This is a genomic window from Arthrobacter sp. USHLN218, assembly GCF_037144715.1.
In the GTDB taxonomy this organism is placed as follows: domain Bacteria; phylum Actinomycetota; class Actinomycetes; order Actinomycetales; family Micrococcaceae; genus Crystallibacter.
The window spans coordinates 329,472-344,537 of sequence record NZ_JBBCYT010000006.1 but is presented as its reverse complement, the minus strand read 5'-3'; the positions used below and the strand labels follow the sequence as shown (position 1 = coordinate 344,537).

Genomic DNA, 15,066 nt, shown 5'->3' with positions numbered 1-15,066 from the left:
CAGTCGATGCGGATCTTCAAATCCGAGGTCACCGAGCTGAAGGGCGTGGACCCCGAGGCCGCTGACCCGAACCGTCAGGACTCCGCCACGAAGTCCGAGGATGAGCGCATGTGCAAGGGACGTGCCCTAAACCCTGACGGAGCATAGTCCCCCGGCTCACCCATGGCAGCGGAACCAATCGAGTTGGACGCCGGACAACCCCTCCGGCGTCCAACTCGCCGCGCAACCATCCCGGATATCGGTAGCCGGGACCCCAGATCGGCCCCTACCCGGGGCCAGGCGCTTCCCGCAGCACCGTCCCAAATCAGATCGAAAGTTATCTGGCACCCCGACGGCGATAACGGCGCATATGTCCCGGTCTTACGATCGTTGATTTGTGGAAGGTGAGGTATGTCGTTGAAACGGAGGGACTTACCGGTTGGAGCTTCCCGTCGGGCAGGTCACCATCGCAGTGGACAGAGCCATGGCCAGAGGGATGTGGGCCCTCGCCGTCGCCCCCGCGCGACGCACCGAAGCAGTAACTGCCCCGGCCCCGGCCCCACCACGGACCCGTTGAACGGCGGGTTAATTTTCCGCCTTCGCCGCCCGATCTTGTCCACCCCCCGGCAGCAGACCCGGACCGCAGACCTATAGTGGCCGCATGAACGTTGCTACAAGAGCAGCCATGATCAACGCACGGTTTGCGGGACCTTTAGAGAACCTGCGCCGGACCTTTCTCCACCCGGCCGCCATCGTCTCAGGCAGTAACACGGACGACCGACCGCCGGCCCTCATCGGCCCGTTCCCCTCCGTCACCGACCTGTACACGGACGTCAACGTCGGCGCAGAGATCGCAGACCTCGCCTTCGCCCAGAACGACCTCACCCTTGAGGGTTACCGGATCAGCGTATTCATCTCCGGCCACGACCGGCACACCTGCAAGCGCCTCACGGTCGACATCGACGAGTGCGACGCCTGGCTGTACGCCGTCCTCGGCGAACCGCTGGCCGACCACGCCTACCACGCCGGCGCGCTCACCTGCCCGGGCTGGGACGGACTTCCCGCCGCGATCTTCTACTACGTGTATCTGGACCGCGACCGCGAACCGGCGCCGCGCCCCGAAACCGCCGACGACTCCCTGCAGGTCCCGGTACGGCCCGAGGCGTTCGCCTAACCCCCAAAGAGCGGCGATGACCACGAAGAAACCCGGGGCGTAGAATCCCCGTACCGCCACCGCGTTCACCCGCACCCTGTGTCCGGGAGGGGAGAAAGGATGGTTCGTCGCCCAACCGTCTGCGGCAGCGCCTTATTAGTCCGATGCGACCACGTCATGCGTAACTACCAGTCGTCGCTCGCCCAACCCGTCTTCGCGGATCCAAGCTGCCCCGAATCCCGGCGCGACCTGCTCTACTGTGCCGCTGATCCTCGTCCCAGCCAGGTCTAGCGCCTCGACATGCTCTCCCTCGTTCCAGATCATCTCTGCCATGGTGCTCCTCCGTGTCGGTCATCCTATGCTTCTTCCACTTCCGGGGCGCCCGTATCGTTCCCTTAATAGAGCCCTAAGCCACGGAGCAGATTCCTTGGCTTGATGTGTGGTCGGCTACGCAAAGAGCCATGAACGGCCGTCGAGTGACAACTACCGAAACGGCGCTTCCGTTGGGTAGATCGACGACCGGGGGGACGCAAGGCGTTTGACCGGCTTCTGCCGGCGCTGCATGAACTCACCGCGGACCTCTGAGTGATTGGAGATCGCCCCTACGCTTTGGGGGCGCACCTGTCCCCTATTACCCTGTCCCAGAGTCAGGCGCCTCCCATTCCCATCTGTCCCTCGAAAAGACCGACACCATAAACGTATCCATGAGGGCAAATGGATACATCTGCCCGACGACGTGAGGCCCGGCACCGGCGGGCGCCAGGCCTCACCGCCGTCGGCTTAGGTGGTGAAGTAGAAGCGGTTGACGTGGAAGTACCACTTCCCGCCGGACTGGTAGCACGGTGCGACCACATGGTTCTGGACTGCGTAAACGTAGCGCATGCTCACGCACTGCCACTTGTGTGTGTAGGGACCCATCTTGACGTCGACGACCGGACCGTAGCTGGCGGCGGCGGCCGGCGGTGCGGTCACAACCGAGCCTGCCGTGACGGCTCCGGTCACGAGAGCGAATGCGGCGAGAAGCCCCGCCAGATGTTTCCTGAATTTGGTCATTGCCATTCTTCTTACCCCTTTTTCATGCGCGAGAGAAGCCGGCAAGAGGACCTCCTGCTGGCTGCGGCTTCAACGGTGAGTTGCCGGCGGATGGACAACAGATGAACTGTATTTGTCCTAGTCAGAGCAGCTTTTCCGCGACGACGGAATGAGCCTGTCATGAGGTGTGCAGCCTGTCAAAGCAGACCCCTTTGCCATGGACGAAGACTGCTGCACAAACGGCGTTTCCTCCACACGAGCTTTCCGACAGGGGTGATACGTGCGGCCGGAAAGGATGGGTGCTTCTGGATGGGCGCCCCGACGCGAACCTTGTGGCTTTGGGACCGCTAACGCCGCAGCCATTGAAAAGGGCATGAAAATATGACTTTCCAGCCGACACGGACCGGGCTTACTGGGGACGCAAGCGCCGCACCCGCCGGGGAGAACCAGGCGGCGTGCGCCATCTTCATCGATACCGGCGCAAGCGGAAGAGGCCTGCACTTCCATCAGCGGGTCCGGAATGACGGCACATGGCAGTCAGAAGCCATCGGTCAGCCGCCGGTATTGTGGAGGGCGGCGCCCGCCTTTGCGACGATTCGGCCGCTCTACATACCGATGTATAAGGCTTGGCGGAACGCGAGGTTCAGGTGACGAAGCGGCAAGGGCACGCCGATAGCGGCGCATATGCGACCCCAGAAGCGCCTCGAATTGGCGTCCCTCACTTACCTCTAGATGCCGCGATCACACCACCTGCTGCCCGCGATTAAATCAAATTCCTATAGTGCGCGACCCGGGCGGAGTGTAAAGTCGTCACGGGGAGTTAGGTAAGGAATACCTAACAGTGGGATCCAATCTTGAAGGAATGTACCGTGGCAGCAAAAACCCGCCAGGCACGATGGACCGGTGCGCCGACATCCCTAGACGGCAGAAACCAGCCTGCCCGCAAACGCTGAGCCTGAGCGCATGCTTGCCAATTACCTCATCGGACTGCGTGAAGGGCTCGAGGCCGCGCTGATCGTGGTCATCCTGATCACCTGTCTGGTCAAGGCCGGCCGGAGGGACCTGCTGAGCCGCATCTGGGCCGGGGTCGGTGCGGCCGTGCTGCTGTCGCTCGGCCTGGGAGCCGTCCTCACTTTCGGCGCCTATGGCCTCACCTTCGAGGCGCAGGAAGCGATCGGCGGTGCACTGTCCATTGTCGCGGTCGGCCTGGTGACGTGGATGGTTTTCTGGATGGCGCGCGCCGCGCGGGGACTGAAGGCGCACCTGCAGAACCAGGTCGAGGTGAACATCGCCGGGCACCGGGGCTGGGGCGTGGCCGTCGTTGCCTTCCTGGCCACCGGGCGGGAAGGGCTGGAAACCGCATTGTTCATCTGGTCGGCAGTGCGGGCCACCGGGCAGACGACACTGCCCGTACTGGGGGCTGCGCTGGGGCTGGGCACCGCGGTCGTCCTTGGCTGGCTGATCTATCGCGGCCTGCTGCATATCAATCTGCACCTTTTCTTCACCTGGACCGGTGCTCTGCTGATCATCATCGCCGCCGGCGTCCTGGCCTACGGGGTGCATGATCTGCAGGAGGCCGGCATTCTGCCCGGGCTGCACAACCTGCTGTTCGACGTCACCCCGGTCGTTCCCCCGGACAGCTGGCACGGGGTCCTGTTGAAGGGCGTCTTCAACTTCTCCCCGGCCACCACGTGGCTGGAAGCGGCCGTCTGGTTCCTGTACGTCACAGTGACCATGACCCTCTTCCTCCGACGCACCCTTCGCCCCTCTCCCCGCGCCGCAGCGCCGGCACCGACCCAAGGACAGGCATGACACCGACCCACTCCCCCGGGCTCGCGGCCGGCGCCGCCGTGATGCTCCTGGCAGCGACCGCATGCACGCCCAACAACCCCTCGGGAACGGCCGCGGGGCCACTCACGGTCAGCAGCACCGACGCCGAGTGCGCGGTCTCCGCGGCTACCGCGCCGAGCGGGCCGCTGACCTTCCGCGTCACCAACGCCGGCAGCAGGGTCACCGAGTTCTACCTGCTGGCCGACGACGGGCTGCGCATAGTTTCCGAAGTCGAGAACATCGGTCCCGGCATCACCAGAGATTTGGTGCTCAACGCCCGGCCCGGCTCCTACTTCACCGTGTGCAAGCCCGGAATGGTGGGCGACGGGGTCGGCCGCGCCCCGTTCGCCGTAACCGAGTCCGGAGCCTCCGTCGCGGCGCCCGGCGACGAACAGGAGCAGATCGACCAGGCCATCGTGAACTACAAGGCCTACGTCAAGGACCAGGTCGACCAGCTCCTGACCGGGACACAGGAATTCGCCGACGCCTACGCGGCCGGCCGGAACGATGAGGCCCGCCGGCTCTACCCCGTGGTGCGCATGCACTTCGAACGGGTGGAACCGGTCGCGGAATCCTTCGGAGACCTCGACCCGAAACTGGACGCCCGGGAAGCCGACCTCGCCGAAGGGGACACCTGGACCGGCTGGCACAAAGCCGAAAAGGACCTCTGGCCGCCGGCGGACTACGACGCCCTGACCCCGGACGAACAGCAGGAACTCGCCGACCAACTGGTCGCCGACACGACCACACTGCACGAAAGCATCCCGCCCCTGGATCTGACGCTGGACCAGCTCACCAACGGTGCCATCACGCTGATGGACGAAGTGGCCAGCGGCAAGGTCACCGGAGAAGAGGAATTCTGGTCCCACACCGATCTGTGGGACTTCCGCGCCAACGTCGACGGTGCCAAGGTGCTGTACGACGGTGTCCGCGACCTGCTCGAGTCCCGGGACCCGGACCTCGTGGCCACCCTCGACGCAAAGTTCCAGGACCTGCTGGCCGAACTCGACCTGCACCGCATCAGCCGCGACAACGCCCCGCAGCGCGAGATCAGGTACAGGTTCTATGACGAGCTCGGCGCGCAGGAGATCCGGACGCTCTCCGACAAGGTGAACGCCCTCGGCGAACCGCTCTCCCGGATCACCTCAACCCTGCTGTCATAACCGTCCGGAATGTTCTTGGGATTGCCATGGAAAGCCCCGACGCCCCGACCGCCAGGCACACCGTGTCGCGCCGCGGCCTGCTGTCCCTTGCCGCGGGCGCCGCTGCCGCAGGCGGGGCTATCGCCATTGGCGTCGAGCGCACCATAACCGGCTCAGACGCGCGGCCGGGCGGTGAAAACCAGCCGGAAATCCATCCGTTCCATGGAGAGCATCAGGCGGGAATTACGACGCCGGTCCAGGACCGGCTGCATTTCGCGGCCTTCGACGTCGCCGACATATCGCGGGCGGAACTGGCGTCCCTGCTGCAGGACTGGACGACGGCAGCGGCGCAAATGTCGCAGGGCCGCAGCGCCGGTGAATACCCGCCTGACGCCGGTCCGTATGAGGCCCCTCCCGAGGACACCGGGGAGGCCATGGACCTGCCTCCGGGCGCCTTGACGATCACCTTCGGCTTCGGCCCGACGCTCTTCGACAAGGACGGGACCGACCGGTTCGCACTGGCCGCGCGCAGGCCGCGGGCACTGGAGGAACTGCCGGCCTTTCCCGGGGACATGCTCCATAGTGCCATCAGCGGCGGCGACCTCTGCATCCAGGCCTGCGCCGATGACCCTCAGGTTGCCGTCCACGCCGTGCGGAACCTGTCCCGGATCGCGTTCGGCCGGGCAGCGCTGCGCTGGTCTCAGCTGGGCTTCGGCCGGACATCATCGACCAGCACCGCACAAGTGACCGCACGGAACCTGCTTGGCTTCAAGGACGGAACAGCCAATATCAAGGCCGAAGACGCGGCAGGAGTGCGGGACCATGTCTGGGTCCCGCCCGGCGGCGACCAGGAATGGATGACCGGCGGAACCTACCTCGTCACCCGCAAAATCAGGATGACGATCGAAACCTGGGACCGGACCCGCCTCTCCGAACAGGAACGCGTCATCGGACGCACCAAGGGCACCGGCGCCCCGCTCTCCGGCGGCACCGAATTCAGCACCCCGGACTTCGAAGCGACCGGCCATCCCAATCAGCCGCTCATCCCGGCCGCCGCGCACATCAAGCTGGCCCACCCAGCCAACAACAGCGGCCACAAAATGCTCCGCCGCGGCTACAACTTTGTCGACGGCAACGACGACATCGGCCGACTGAACGCCGGACTGTTCTTCATCTGCTTCCAGCAGCACCCGGGCACCTTCATCCAGGTCCAGTCATCCCTGGCGAAGGAGGATCTCCTCAACGAATACATCCGACACATCGGCTCCGCGCTGTTCGCCGTCCCGCCCGGCACCCGGGAAGGGCAGTTCATCGGCGAAGCGCTCTTCACCCAAGACGGCTAACGGGATCAATGTCTCGCTCCGCGCGCTGCCGGCCCGCGGGACCGGGCCTCCGGTCGGTCCTCCTGCCATCGCCCGGCAACATCCCGGCAACGCTCCACCCGTAGAACGGATTTAGACATGCCTGGTTCATCTGGAGGCAACCACCCATCGCTAGTGTCCTGCCAGGATGTCAAGATCCTGCCTGCGGCCCGGCCATGCCCGCGGGCGTGCCGGGCCGCACGCATCCGTATGCAGCACGGTCGCAACGAGCGCAGAAAGGGCGTCATGAACGGTCCCGCAGACGAATGTCAGGAGCTGAGGAGGCGCCTGGCGCTACTCGATCCGTTGTTCCGCGACCTCGGCGCCTGGATCATCGCAGCGTACGCGAAAGCAGGGATCCTTGACGCGATGCCGAACGAATCCTTCCCGGTAGCCGACGCGGTCTTCTCCCGAAAAACGCGCGGCATCCTCCGCCGACGTACCTGGACCTATTCACCCCGCGGTCCCGTATACGTCAGCACTACCCGCACCGGAAGACTCATCCTTTACGGCCAGAACCCGGCTTCCTCCATCACCGAAGCCGTGCACGAACAGGCCGTCTTGGCCCGCCCCGGGGAATTTCCGAGGGCCCAGGGCCGCCAAAGACCGCGCGACCGTCCCGATGAACCCGTGTTTCTGATGGACCCGGCGACCTCCGACCTCTACATCCGGGTCACGGACCCGGCGGCACACCCGTTTCCTCAACAGGTCCGTCCATTCGGAAGCTACGCGCGCGAACGCGCCGGCCTCTTCATCAAAGCCTTCAATGAGGCCCGCTAACCGCTCCTTCCGGCCGAGCGCGGAAACAGGAAACACTCCGGCCCGGACGATTGACGGTCCAGAGGTAACTGCCATGACCGTCACTTCGCGTGTGCACGACTGCACCATCACAAACTGCTCTTTAAAGACCACGCCATCCGTGCCGAAGCCAGCGGCCTGGAAATCATCCGTGAGATTCCCGAGACAGTTGAAGCCGTCATCGATCCCGGACGCATCAGCCAGGTCATCGACAACCTGATTTCGAACGCCATCAAGTACACGCCGCACGGAGGAAGCATCACCGTACGGGCGTGGACCAGGCCAGGCTTCGCAGCCTTTGAGGTCGCTGATACCGGCATCGGTTCAGCGAAACCGAACAAGCCGGCGTGTTCACCAGGTTTTTCCGTGCCGGCTCTGCCCTGCGCTCGGGCATCCCCGGCATCGGTCTCGGGCTCGCCATCACCAAAACATTGTGGACGCCCACGGGGGCACCATCGGACTCCGTAGCCAGCCCGGAATCGGAACCGCCTTCACCGTGACACTTCCCTCCCCCGAATCCGCCGGCACGACGACCTGATAACAGGCGCAGGCAGCCCGAACGCCGATAACGGCGCCTATGTTCGACGTTACGGAGGACGAGTGGCGTAGGAATTTGCCTCCTAGAAGGCGACCTTGGGCCCGGGTTTTGCCGTGCCAGCGCCACCTCGGCAAAGCAGGACTGATAGGGCTGGCTAAAGTTTCACCCCCCGCTTTCACCAGTTTTCACCTGGAGGTCGACGTGCAGAATCCGTTCAAGTCCTGTCGATAGATCAGTTTGGTTATGACAGGTTTGGATGGCCCCGGCAGGACGGGGCCAAGAAGGGTTGACATAGTCATCAGTTTGCTGATCGTCGCCGCCCCACGACCTGAAAGTAAGTCTCAGGCCCTGGGCGTGACACTTCGACGGCAGTGAGCCATTCTGAGTCAGTTCGATGAGAATCTTCGGCACCCCGAGCACACAGGGGGTCTTGGAATGAAGTGTGGTACGCAAACGTTGGGAGGCGCTGTCCGGTGAGCCGTCTGTCTTTCGATCGCAATACTATGGAATTCGGGCGCGGCATATCGTTCTTCGACGCCATTTACGGCTTCGCCATCACCCTGCTCGTTACCAACATTGACGTCCCGCCCGCGAGCTCCTGGGTAAGCATCCCAGCCCTCCTGGACTCACGCCTCCAGAGCCAACTCCTGGGGTTCCTTCTCAGCTTCGTAGTCATCGCGATCTTCTGGCGGGTGAACTTCCGGCTCATGGGCTCAGTCGCACTGATGAGCCCTCGGCTTATCAGCTGGAACATTGTCGCCGCTTTCTTCGTCATCCTGATCCCGTTCACCACCCAGGGAACCAGCGACCCAAGCACAGCCGACTTGCCGCTCCCGACCGCGCTCTACGCACTGAACATCGCGCTGGCTTCATTGTCACAGACCGCGATCTACCAAAGCGCCGGTAAACAGGGCCTCACCGAAGCGGCCACCGCTGGAGGAAACTCCGGCCTCCGCCAGCTCCTGCTCCACATACCGGTCCCCCTGGTCTTTCTGGCATCCATCCCCGTTACCCTGCTCGCCGGCCCGCTCCCCGGCCGCCTCCTCTGGGCAACCCTGTTTATCATCAGTCCCCTCACTGACAGGCTCCTCAAGCGCGCCCCGACACCGCCGTCGCCGCCGGACGGACATGTTCCAGACAGCGACCCCTAAGAAGGCCCGTAAGGGAGGCGCCAGCATGTCACCACACGGTTTGGGGGTTCGAGCCTGACCCGGGACCGTTCGGCTTTTGGACGATGCATAAGTCATAACGGCGTACAGGCGCCGCTATGAACGTGCTCAGGGTACGGTGCGGCGGGCAGCGCGACGGCGTGGGATCCGGCCCGTACCGGCCGTCTTCGCCAAAGCACATCCCTGCCCGATGGCGGCGGTCTGATCCTCCAGGCTCAACCCAGGCGGACCACCACCTCGATTTGTTCCAGGAGTGGATGAGCTGTTGGAACCGGTCCAGACCGAAGCCGGTCTCTGTATCCGCTGCTTGCAAGTTTTTGAGGCGGATACGGGCAGCGGAAGCATGGCTACCGGAAGCGGTCTGGAACTTCCCGGCCTGGGTTAGTTGGGTTCGGCTTCCTCGTCCCACTGGCCGGTGTCCGTATCGCTGCCGGCTGTGCTGGTTCCGGTGGGGTGCTGGTCGCTGTACGGGGCGCGCGGGCGTGGTGGAAGTTGATCGATGAGTTCGTTGGCGGCGTGCGCGAGCAGGTCCCGCTGCAAGGCCGGCAGGGAGTGGAGTTCGTGCAGGTAGGCTTCCACTTCGTATTCGCCTGCGCTTCCGCCCAGCCCGAAGTACCGCAGCCAGAGCTGTCCGGCAGAAATACCGGCCTGTTCGATGGCCAGGACCAGTAGGCGTGCCTGTTCGTTTTCCTCCATCCCTGTCATGGGCCCGGCGTCCAGGTCATGCCTGCCTCCGCGGCGCTGAAATCACGGACTCCGCGGCGTGCTGCAGCGGCTGCCCGGACCGGGCCGAGAGCTGGAGCAGACGCCGGTGGGCCTGTTCCTCGTCGAGGCCGTGACGTTCCATGAGTATCCCTTTGGCCATGCTGATCATGTCGCGTCCCCGCAGGGCCTGGTGCAGCTCATCGCCCATCCGGCGGGGTGTGTACGACGTCTGGATATGCATGAGCAGGGCGGTGATCGCCGAGGACAACCGGACAAGCAGCTCTTCGGTGGCGGACGAGAAGGCGCCCGGGCGTTCGGAATAGACCTTCAGTGCACCGATATGTTCGCGTCCGTGCACCAGGGGCACGCTGACACAGGACAGCAGCGGCAGCTCGGCCGCGAGCTGTGACCAGCGCGGCCAGCGCGGTTCGGTCCGGGTGTCATCGACCCTGATTATCGCCCCTGACGCCCACGCCGTCAGGCAGGGTCCCTGCTGCAGGTCGTACTGCAGCGCGTCGGCGCGTCGGACGATGTCGCCGGTGTAGCCGGTGCTGGTCGGCTGCCCGTTGCGAATCAGTGTTACTCCCGCGCCGGAGGCTGCCGGTACGGTCCCCTTCGCTGCCTCTGCCAGCAGCGTGACAGCATGGCCGGCGGTTTCCTCGGTGAGCAGCAGGCCCCGGACCCGCCCGACGGCTACCGCAAACTCATTCATGATCGGATCAAACGACACGGCAGCCTCACCAACTTCCGGAAAACCCAGGCTTCGGCTGCTCCTGCAACGGAGGGAGGAGACCCAAACCCCTACATACCTTCAGTATAGTAAGTGCGGCATCCCCCTTGCCCGGAGTTTCCGCAGTTTAGGCGTTGATTCCCCTACCGGAAGCGGTCTTGCCGGATCACAGCAGCGGGTGGGCGGCGGCGGGGTCCCCGATCCGGCGCTGCGGGCCCTGGGCCGGGGACGACGGCTGGGGTTGCTCCGGCTCCGGCCGATAGCTCTCCAGCCCGTACGGGTTCGTAATCCCGGTGGGTGCAGGCGAGAGCGTCTGCGAGCACGGCCATGCGGCTGCCTGTCTGCGTGAAGATGTGCCGTTGCCGGCGGGAGCCGGTGCCTTCACGCAGGATGGACGCCAGTTCCTGCCGGACCGGTGCCTCGTCCCCAAACCCCGCCAGGGCCGCCCTTACGTGGTCAAACAGGTCCTGCGTGACCTCGCTGGCAGGGCACGGCACGCGATGCACCGGGTGGAGCAGCTCCTTCTCGATCCCGGACCGGCTGGCCTGCCAGCCGGCCAACCGCAGCTCTGCCGCAGGAATGGCGGGTGCCGGCCGGCCGGTTTGCCACTCGCGGGCAGCCGTTTCAACCAGCGCCCTCACCAGCGCCGCGAGAGCGGCTGTATGCGCGGCCTGCAGGCACACGTCGGCGATATGGACTTCCACGGCCGGATATTGCCGGGAAAGCCTCGCGTCAAAATGGACCAACCCCTCATCCGGCAACACTCCGGAACCAAGCAGCTGCTCCACGTACCGGCGGTAGGCCGCGGGCGACCCGAAAACCTCGCACGGACCGGCACTCGGCCAGCGGCTCCACACCTGATACCTAAAGCTCTCGAAGCCGCTGTCGCGGCCCTGCCGGAAGGGTGAGTTCGCGCTTAACGCAAGTAGCACCGGGAGCCAGATCCGTATCCGGTCCAACACGCCCACGCCCTCGTCCGTGGAAGACACCGCAACATGGATATGCAGGCCGCAGGTCGGCTGCTCGCTCGCTGTGAGCCCGAACCGGTCCTCCGTCAGCAGATGACGGGTCAAGGGGGCGGTAGGGGTGCTCTGTGCGGACACGCTCGTACCCAGCGCGACGGCCCGTGCCCCGATTTGTCGCGCAGCCTCATCAGCCCCCTCCCTGCCGGCATGGACCGCCGCACAAAGGCCGCCCAGGCCGGAGCATACCGGTGTGATCGCTTCAATCTGCCACTGCTTCAGCTTCAGCACAGGACCGGCACCCGTCCTTCCCTCCCTGCCACCGGTGGGCGCCGGAGAAGGTTCAGCCGCGGCTGCCAGTTCACCCGTCGCGTCATCCACAATCAAAAATTGCTCTGCAACACCAAAGGCACGGTCCGTGACGTGATGGGAAACGGAGGACCCGGCCCGGATATCATCCATGACAAACCCCGCTAAACAAGGCCATGGGCATTTCCTGAACCCACTGCCGAGACTACGCCCGCGTGGCGGCACTGCCAAGCCTTCTCCTCCCAGGCGCGCTAACACCGCTGGTCAACGGGCCGATGCCGGCCTGCTGTTGCAGGCAACGGTACAAAACGCGGCTCGAACCGGCCTCTCCTCCTCGACTGGTGCGGGCGTAGGTCATCCCCGCTGCCTGCACCGAGCCTGAAAAGCGGCGGGATCGCCGCCACGGACTTCCCTCCGCCCCGTGCTGGTCCCCGGCTGGAGCCGGTACGCTGAACCGTATACAGGGCAGACCACGAAAGGCCGAACCCATGGCTAAAGGCGACGTTGAGACCTACTGCGAGAACGGGCGCTGGAGCAATCGCCGTCTCGGCATCGACAACCCCTTCGCCGCTCCGACCTTCGGCAGCCGTGACGAGATGATCGAGCAAGGCCGCCATAACGCCTCACTCTTCGGCGTCAACCACATCATCCGCCACGAGGACGGCACCGTAACCGTCGGCGCTCAAAGGCAGGGGACCGGCCACCCTATTCCCCTCTCCGTGTAAGCCCCTGCGCTTCACTTAGGCGCGAAAGCATCGGCATCATCTTCCAGCAGCCCAACCTTCTCCCCTCGCTAACAGCTTTGGAGCAACTGCAGATCACGGAGCATCTGCGCGGCCGGTCACCGAAGAAATCCCGTGCCCGCGCCCTGGAACTGCTGGAAGTAGTGGGTCTGGCCGGCATCGCAGGACGGCGACCTCATCAACTCTCCGGCGGGCAGCGCCAGCGCGTCAATATTGCCCGCGCGCTCATGGGTCAGCCAAAGCTGCTGCTGGTGGATGAGCCAACAGCCGCCCTCGACCACGAACGATCCGAGGCAATCATCCGGCTCCTGGTCCGCGTAACGCGGGAGTTTAACGTCGCCACAGTAATGGTCACCCACGACACCCAGTACCTCCCGCTCACAAACACGGTAGCTACGATGAGAGACGGCCGGCTGACAGAACCCGCGCAAGTCCAATAACCCCCTCGCTGCCCCCGCACTGAAGGCCGATAACCGACTCGTCGGGGGTAGCGGCTGCCGCCGGATGGCCCTGCTATGCGTGGCACATCCGGCGGCAGGATCGTCACCGCATGGCGGAAGCAGAGGCCTTCTCGAGGTCCTTTGGTGCCGCCAGATCCATCTTGAGCAGCGGCACCGTCTTGGACTTGGTGATGAAACGGTGGCCCAGCCACAGCGCGATGAAGATCGGAAGCCCGATGTAGGAGGAGAGCACCTCCATGCCATGTCCGGCAAGGACCGCCTCGTGATTCTGTCCCGCGATCACAAGGACGAGCAGCGCGAAGGCCAGGAACGGGCCGATGGGGAACAGTGACGCCTTATACGGCAAGTCGCTGACCTTGTTGCCTTGGGCCAGGTAGCCGCGTCTGAAGCGGTAGTGGGAGATGGCGATCCCCGCCCAGACAATGAAGCCGCAGAGGCCGGACATGTTCAGCAGCCAGGCGTAGGCCGCGCCCTGGCCGATGACCGCGGAGAGGAACCCGAAGAGTCCGACGGCCGCGGTTGCCAGCAGTGCCGGGATCGGCACGCCGCGGGCATTGGTGCGGCCGAAGATCCTCGGAGCCTTGCCGTCTTGGGCCATGGCGTAAAGCATGCGGGTGGATGCGTACAGTCCTGAGTTACCTGCCGACAGGATTGCGGTCAGGATCACGGCGTTCATCATTGCGGCTGCGAATGCGATCCCCGCACGCGAGAAGACGAGGGTGAATGGGGATACTGCGACATCGGACTCGCCGGAGGCCAGCAGGCTGGGATCGGTGAACGGGATCAGGCAGCCGATGATGAAGATGGCTCCGATATAGAAGAGCATGATGCGCCAGAAGACTGTGCGGATGGCCTTGGGCACTTCGCGGCGCGGGTTTTTGGCTTCGCCTGCGGCCACACCGACCAGTTCAGTGCCTTGGAAGGAGAAGCCGGCAATCATGAAGACCGAGATGATCGAAACCCAACCGCCGTGGAACACTTGCTCGGGATTGTCCCAGTTGCTTAGTCCCGGGGAGTTGCCCCCGAGGATGCCGAAGATCATCAGCACACCCGCAATCAGGAAGAGCACCACTGCGGCAACCTTGATGAGGGAGAGCCAAAACTCGGATTCACCGAATGACTTGGCCGATAGGGCGTTGAGACCGGTCAGTACCAGCAGGAAAATTCCTGCCCAGACCCAGCCGGGGACGCCCGGGAACCAGAAATCCATGATGATTCCGGCCGCGACCAGCTCGGCGGCCACCGTGATGGCCCAGTTGAACCAGTAGTTCCATCCAATCGCGAACCCGAAGGAGGGGGAAACAAAACGGGTGGCAAAGGTCTGGAAGGAGCCGGCTACCGGGATCTTGGCCGCCATCTCACCCAGCGACTGCATCAGCAGGAACACCATTAGCCCGACCAGCGTGTAGGCGACCAGGGCACCGCCGGGTCCCGCCTGGGAAATCGTGCCGCCCGAGGCCACGAACAGCCCCGTGCCGATGGCGCCACCGATGGCGATCATCTGCAGGTGGCGGCTGCTTAGCCCCCGCTTGAGTTCGTTGCGGGTCTTCTCGGGGCCACGTCCCGTCCCTGTCGCTGAGGAGGACCCGTCTTCTGCCACCGCATCGGCATTGATTTCTGCGACAGTTCTGCTGATCGATGTCATACCGCACCGCCGAAAGGGTTCGAAGGGGTCCGATGCAATGCTGGCATCGGTCCGCGCAGACGCGCTTGGGGGCGGGCGGACGCGGCAGCCCGATCGTCAGTACGTGTAGGGGAGCTTTGTCCCATTGTTCCTCCGGGAGATAGCAGCTGTAGTTGAGCTTTCCGGCGGGCCCGGCCGGGAAGGACGGTGATCAAGCTAACACGCAGAGCAAAAGCAGCCGGAAAGGGCCGGGAAGTCTTACGGATGCTTTCGCTATCGCGGGAGCAAGGATTAGACCTGCTAATCCGCCTGTGGTAACAAGCCAATATTGCTTGTTCTACTGCTATGGCCGGTCGCAGGTCATGCTGCCCTTCCTTTCGAGATGCGACGGCCGATTCAAGCCCGATCGCCGGCCCCATAGGCTTCGGCCAGGACCGAGGCCTCGAACATCGCATGCATTTCGGGCTTCTGCTGACTCCGAGCAATCGGTTTGCTTATGAGTCGTTGCTTTTGACGTAAGTCTTACTTGG

General features: G+C 64.3%; 14 protein-coding genes and 1 pseudogene. 9 read left to right on the top strand and 6 right to left on the bottom strand.

Annotation, left to right across the window (positions count from 1 at the left end; genetic code table 11):
• Positions 1-640: 640 nt before the first annotated feature.
• Positions 641-1,153 (top strand): hypothetical protein, encoded by a 513-nt coding sequence (locus WFH44_RS15685; RefSeq protein WP_336714850.1) that lies wholly within the window; start codon positions 641-643, stop codon positions 1,151-1,153.
• A gap of 135 nt (positions 1,154-1,288) precedes the next feature.
• On the opposite strand, the gene WFH44_RS15680 is transcribed toward WFH44_RS15685, so the two are convergent.
• The gene (locus WFH44_RS15680) at positions 1,289-1,465 is read right to left on the bottom strand and encodes a hypothetical protein (RefSeq protein ID WP_336714849.1); all 177 of its coding nucleotides are present in this window, start codon (positions 1,463-1,465) and stop codon (positions 1,289-1,291) included.
• A 447-nt stretch (positions 1,466-1,912) separates the two neighbouring features.
• Complete coding sequence (locus tag WFH44_RS15675; protein ID WP_336714848.1) at positions 1,913-2,185, bottom strand: hypothetical protein; 273 nt, start codon at positions 2,183-2,185, stop codon at positions 1,913-1,915.
• A 942-nt stretch (positions 2,186-3,127) separates the two neighbouring features.
• On the opposite strand from WFH44_RS15675, the gene efeU reads away from it, so the two are divergent.
• The 6 genes from efeU to WFH44_RS15650 all read left to right on the top strand — a co-directional run bounded on the left by efeU (position 3,128) and on the right by WFH44_RS15650 (position 8,984).
• Positions 3,128-3,976, top strand: coding sequence for an iron uptake transporter permease EfeU (efeU, locus tag WFH44_RS15670; protein WP_336714847.1), 849 nt, complete (start codon positions 3,128-3,130; stop codon positions 3,974-3,976).
• A complete protein-coding gene (gene efeO / locus WFH44_RS15665) occupies positions 3,973-5,157 on the top strand; it encodes an iron uptake system protein EfeO (RefSeq protein WP_336714846.1) in 1,185 nt (394 codons plus the stop codon). Before efeU ends, efeO begins: the two co-directional genes overlap by 4 nt.
• A 26-nt stretch (positions 5,158-5,183) precedes the next feature.
• A complete protein-coding gene (gene efeB / locus WFH44_RS15660) occupies positions 5,184-6,479 on the top strand; it encodes an iron uptake transporter deferrochelatase/peroxidase subunit (protein WP_336714845.1) in 1,296 nt (431 codons plus the stop codon).
• A 264-nt stretch (positions 6,480-6,743) separates the two neighbouring features.
• Positions 6,744-7,277 (top strand): hypothetical protein, encoded by a 534-nt coding sequence (locus tag WFH44_RS15655; RefSeq protein WP_336714844.1) that lies wholly within the window; start codon positions 6,744-6,746, stop codon positions 7,275-7,277.
• Between the two features lie 99 nt (positions 7,278-7,376).
• Positions 7,377-7,763 carry an ATP-binding protein gene (locus WFH44_RS21445; RefSeq protein ID WP_442892922.1) on the top strand — a complete coding sequence of 129 codons (387 nt, stop codon included), beginning with the start codon at positions 7,377-7,379 and terminating at the stop codon, positions 7,761-7,763.
• A gap of 573 nt (positions 7,764-8,336) precedes the next feature.
• Entirely contained in the window at positions 8,337-8,984 is a 648-nt protein-coding gene (locus tag WFH44_RS15650) for a TMEM175 family protein (protein WP_336714843.1), read from the top strand.
• A gap of 399 nt (positions 8,985-9,383) precedes the next feature.
• On the opposite strand, the gene WFH44_RS15645 is transcribed toward WFH44_RS15650, so the two are convergent.
• From WFH44_RS15645 to WFH44_RS15635, 3 genes are all read right to left on the bottom strand, one after another.
• Complete coding sequence (locus tag WFH44_RS15645; protein WP_336714842.1) at positions 9,384-9,707, bottom strand: hypothetical protein; 324 nt, start codon at positions 9,705-9,707, stop codon at positions 9,384-9,386.
• Between the two features lie 16 nt (positions 9,708-9,723).
• Positions 9,724-10,419, bottom strand: coding sequence for a GAF and ANTAR domain-containing protein (locus WFH44_RS15640; RefSeq protein ID WP_336714841.1), 696 nt, complete (start codon positions 10,417-10,419; stop codon positions 9,724-9,726).
• A gap of 161 nt (positions 10,420-10,580) precedes the next feature.
• The gene (locus WFH44_RS15635; RefSeq protein WP_336714840.1) at positions 10,581-11,861 is read right to left on the bottom strand and encodes a glutamate--cysteine ligase; all 1,281 of its coding nucleotides are present in this window, start codon (positions 11,859-11,861) and stop codon (positions 10,581-10,583) included.
• A gap of 335 nt (positions 11,862-12,196) precedes the next feature.
• Here WFH44_RS15635 and WFH44_RS15630 point away from each other — a divergent pair, with 335 nt between their 5' ends.
• Positions 12,197-12,433, top strand: a complete 237-nt coding sequence (locus WFH44_RS15630; RefSeq protein WP_336714839.1) for a DUF2188 domain-containing protein — start codon at positions 12,197-12,199, stop codon at positions 12,431-12,433.
• 11 nt (positions 12,434-12,444) lie between these two features.
• Positions 12,445-12,891: pseudogene (locus WFH44_RS15625) on the top strand (ABC transporter ATP-binding protein); the annotation flags it as partial.
• Between the two features lie 103 nt (positions 12,892-12,994).
• Here the strand turns inward: WFH44_RS15625 and WFH44_RS15620 are convergent.
• Positions 12,995-14,557: an amino acid permease gene (locus tag WFH44_RS15620; protein WP_336714838.1), complete on the bottom strand. Its 1,563-nt coding sequence runs from the start codon at positions 14,555-14,557 to the stop codon at positions 12,995-12,997.
• Between the last annotated feature and the right edge of the window lie 509 nt (positions 14,558-15,066).

Coding starts and splice junctions, on each gene's coding strand:
- efeO (WP_336714846.1), top strand. CDS start 3,973: ATGACACCGACCCACTCCCCCGGGCTCGCGGCCGGCGCCGCCGTGATG.
- WFH44_RS15680 (WP_336714849.1), bottom strand. CDS start 1,465: ATGGCAGAGATGATCTGGAACGAGGGAGAGCATGTCGAGGCGCTAGAC.
- WFH44_RS15685 (WP_336714850.1), top strand. CDS start 641: ATGAACGTTGCTACAAGAGCAGCCATGATCAACGCACGGTTTGCGGGA.
- WFH44_RS15645 (WP_336714842.1), bottom strand. CDS start 9,707: ATGACAGGGATGGAGGAAAACGAACAGGCACGCCTACTGGTCCTGGCC.
- WFH44_RS15640 (WP_336714841.1), bottom strand. CDS start 10,419: ATGAATGAGTTTGCGGTAGCCGTCGGGCGGGTCCGGGGCCTGCTGCTC.
- WFH44_RS15650 (WP_336714843.1), top strand. CDS start 8,337: ATGGAATTCGGGCGCGGCATATCGTTCTTCGACGCCATTTACGGCTTC.
- WFH44_RS15635 (WP_336714840.1), bottom strand. CDS start 11,861: ATGGATGATATCCGGGCCGGGTCCTCCGTTTCCCATCACGTCACGGAC.
- WFH44_RS15675 (WP_336714848.1), bottom strand. CDS start 2,185: ATGACCAAATTCAGGAAACATCTGGCGGGGCTTCTCGCCGCATTCGCT.
- efeU (WP_336714847.1), top strand. CDS start 3,128: ATGCTTGCCAATTACCTCATCGGACTGCGTGAAGGGCTCGAGGCCGCG.
- WFH44_RS15655 (WP_336714844.1), top strand. CDS start 6,744: ATGAACGGTCCCGCAGACGAATGTCAGGAGCTGAGGAGGCGCCTGGCG.
- WFH44_RS15630 (WP_336714839.1), top strand. CDS start 12,197: ATGGCTAAAGGCGACGTTGAGACCTACTGCGAGAACGGGCGCTGGAGC.
- efeB (WP_336714845.1), top strand. CDS start 5,184: ATGGAAAGCCCCGACGCCCCGACCGCCAGGCACACCGTGTCGCGCCGC.
- WFH44_RS15620 (WP_336714838.1), bottom strand. CDS start 14,557: ATGACATCGATCAGCAGAACTGTCGCAGAAATCAATGCCGATGCGGTG.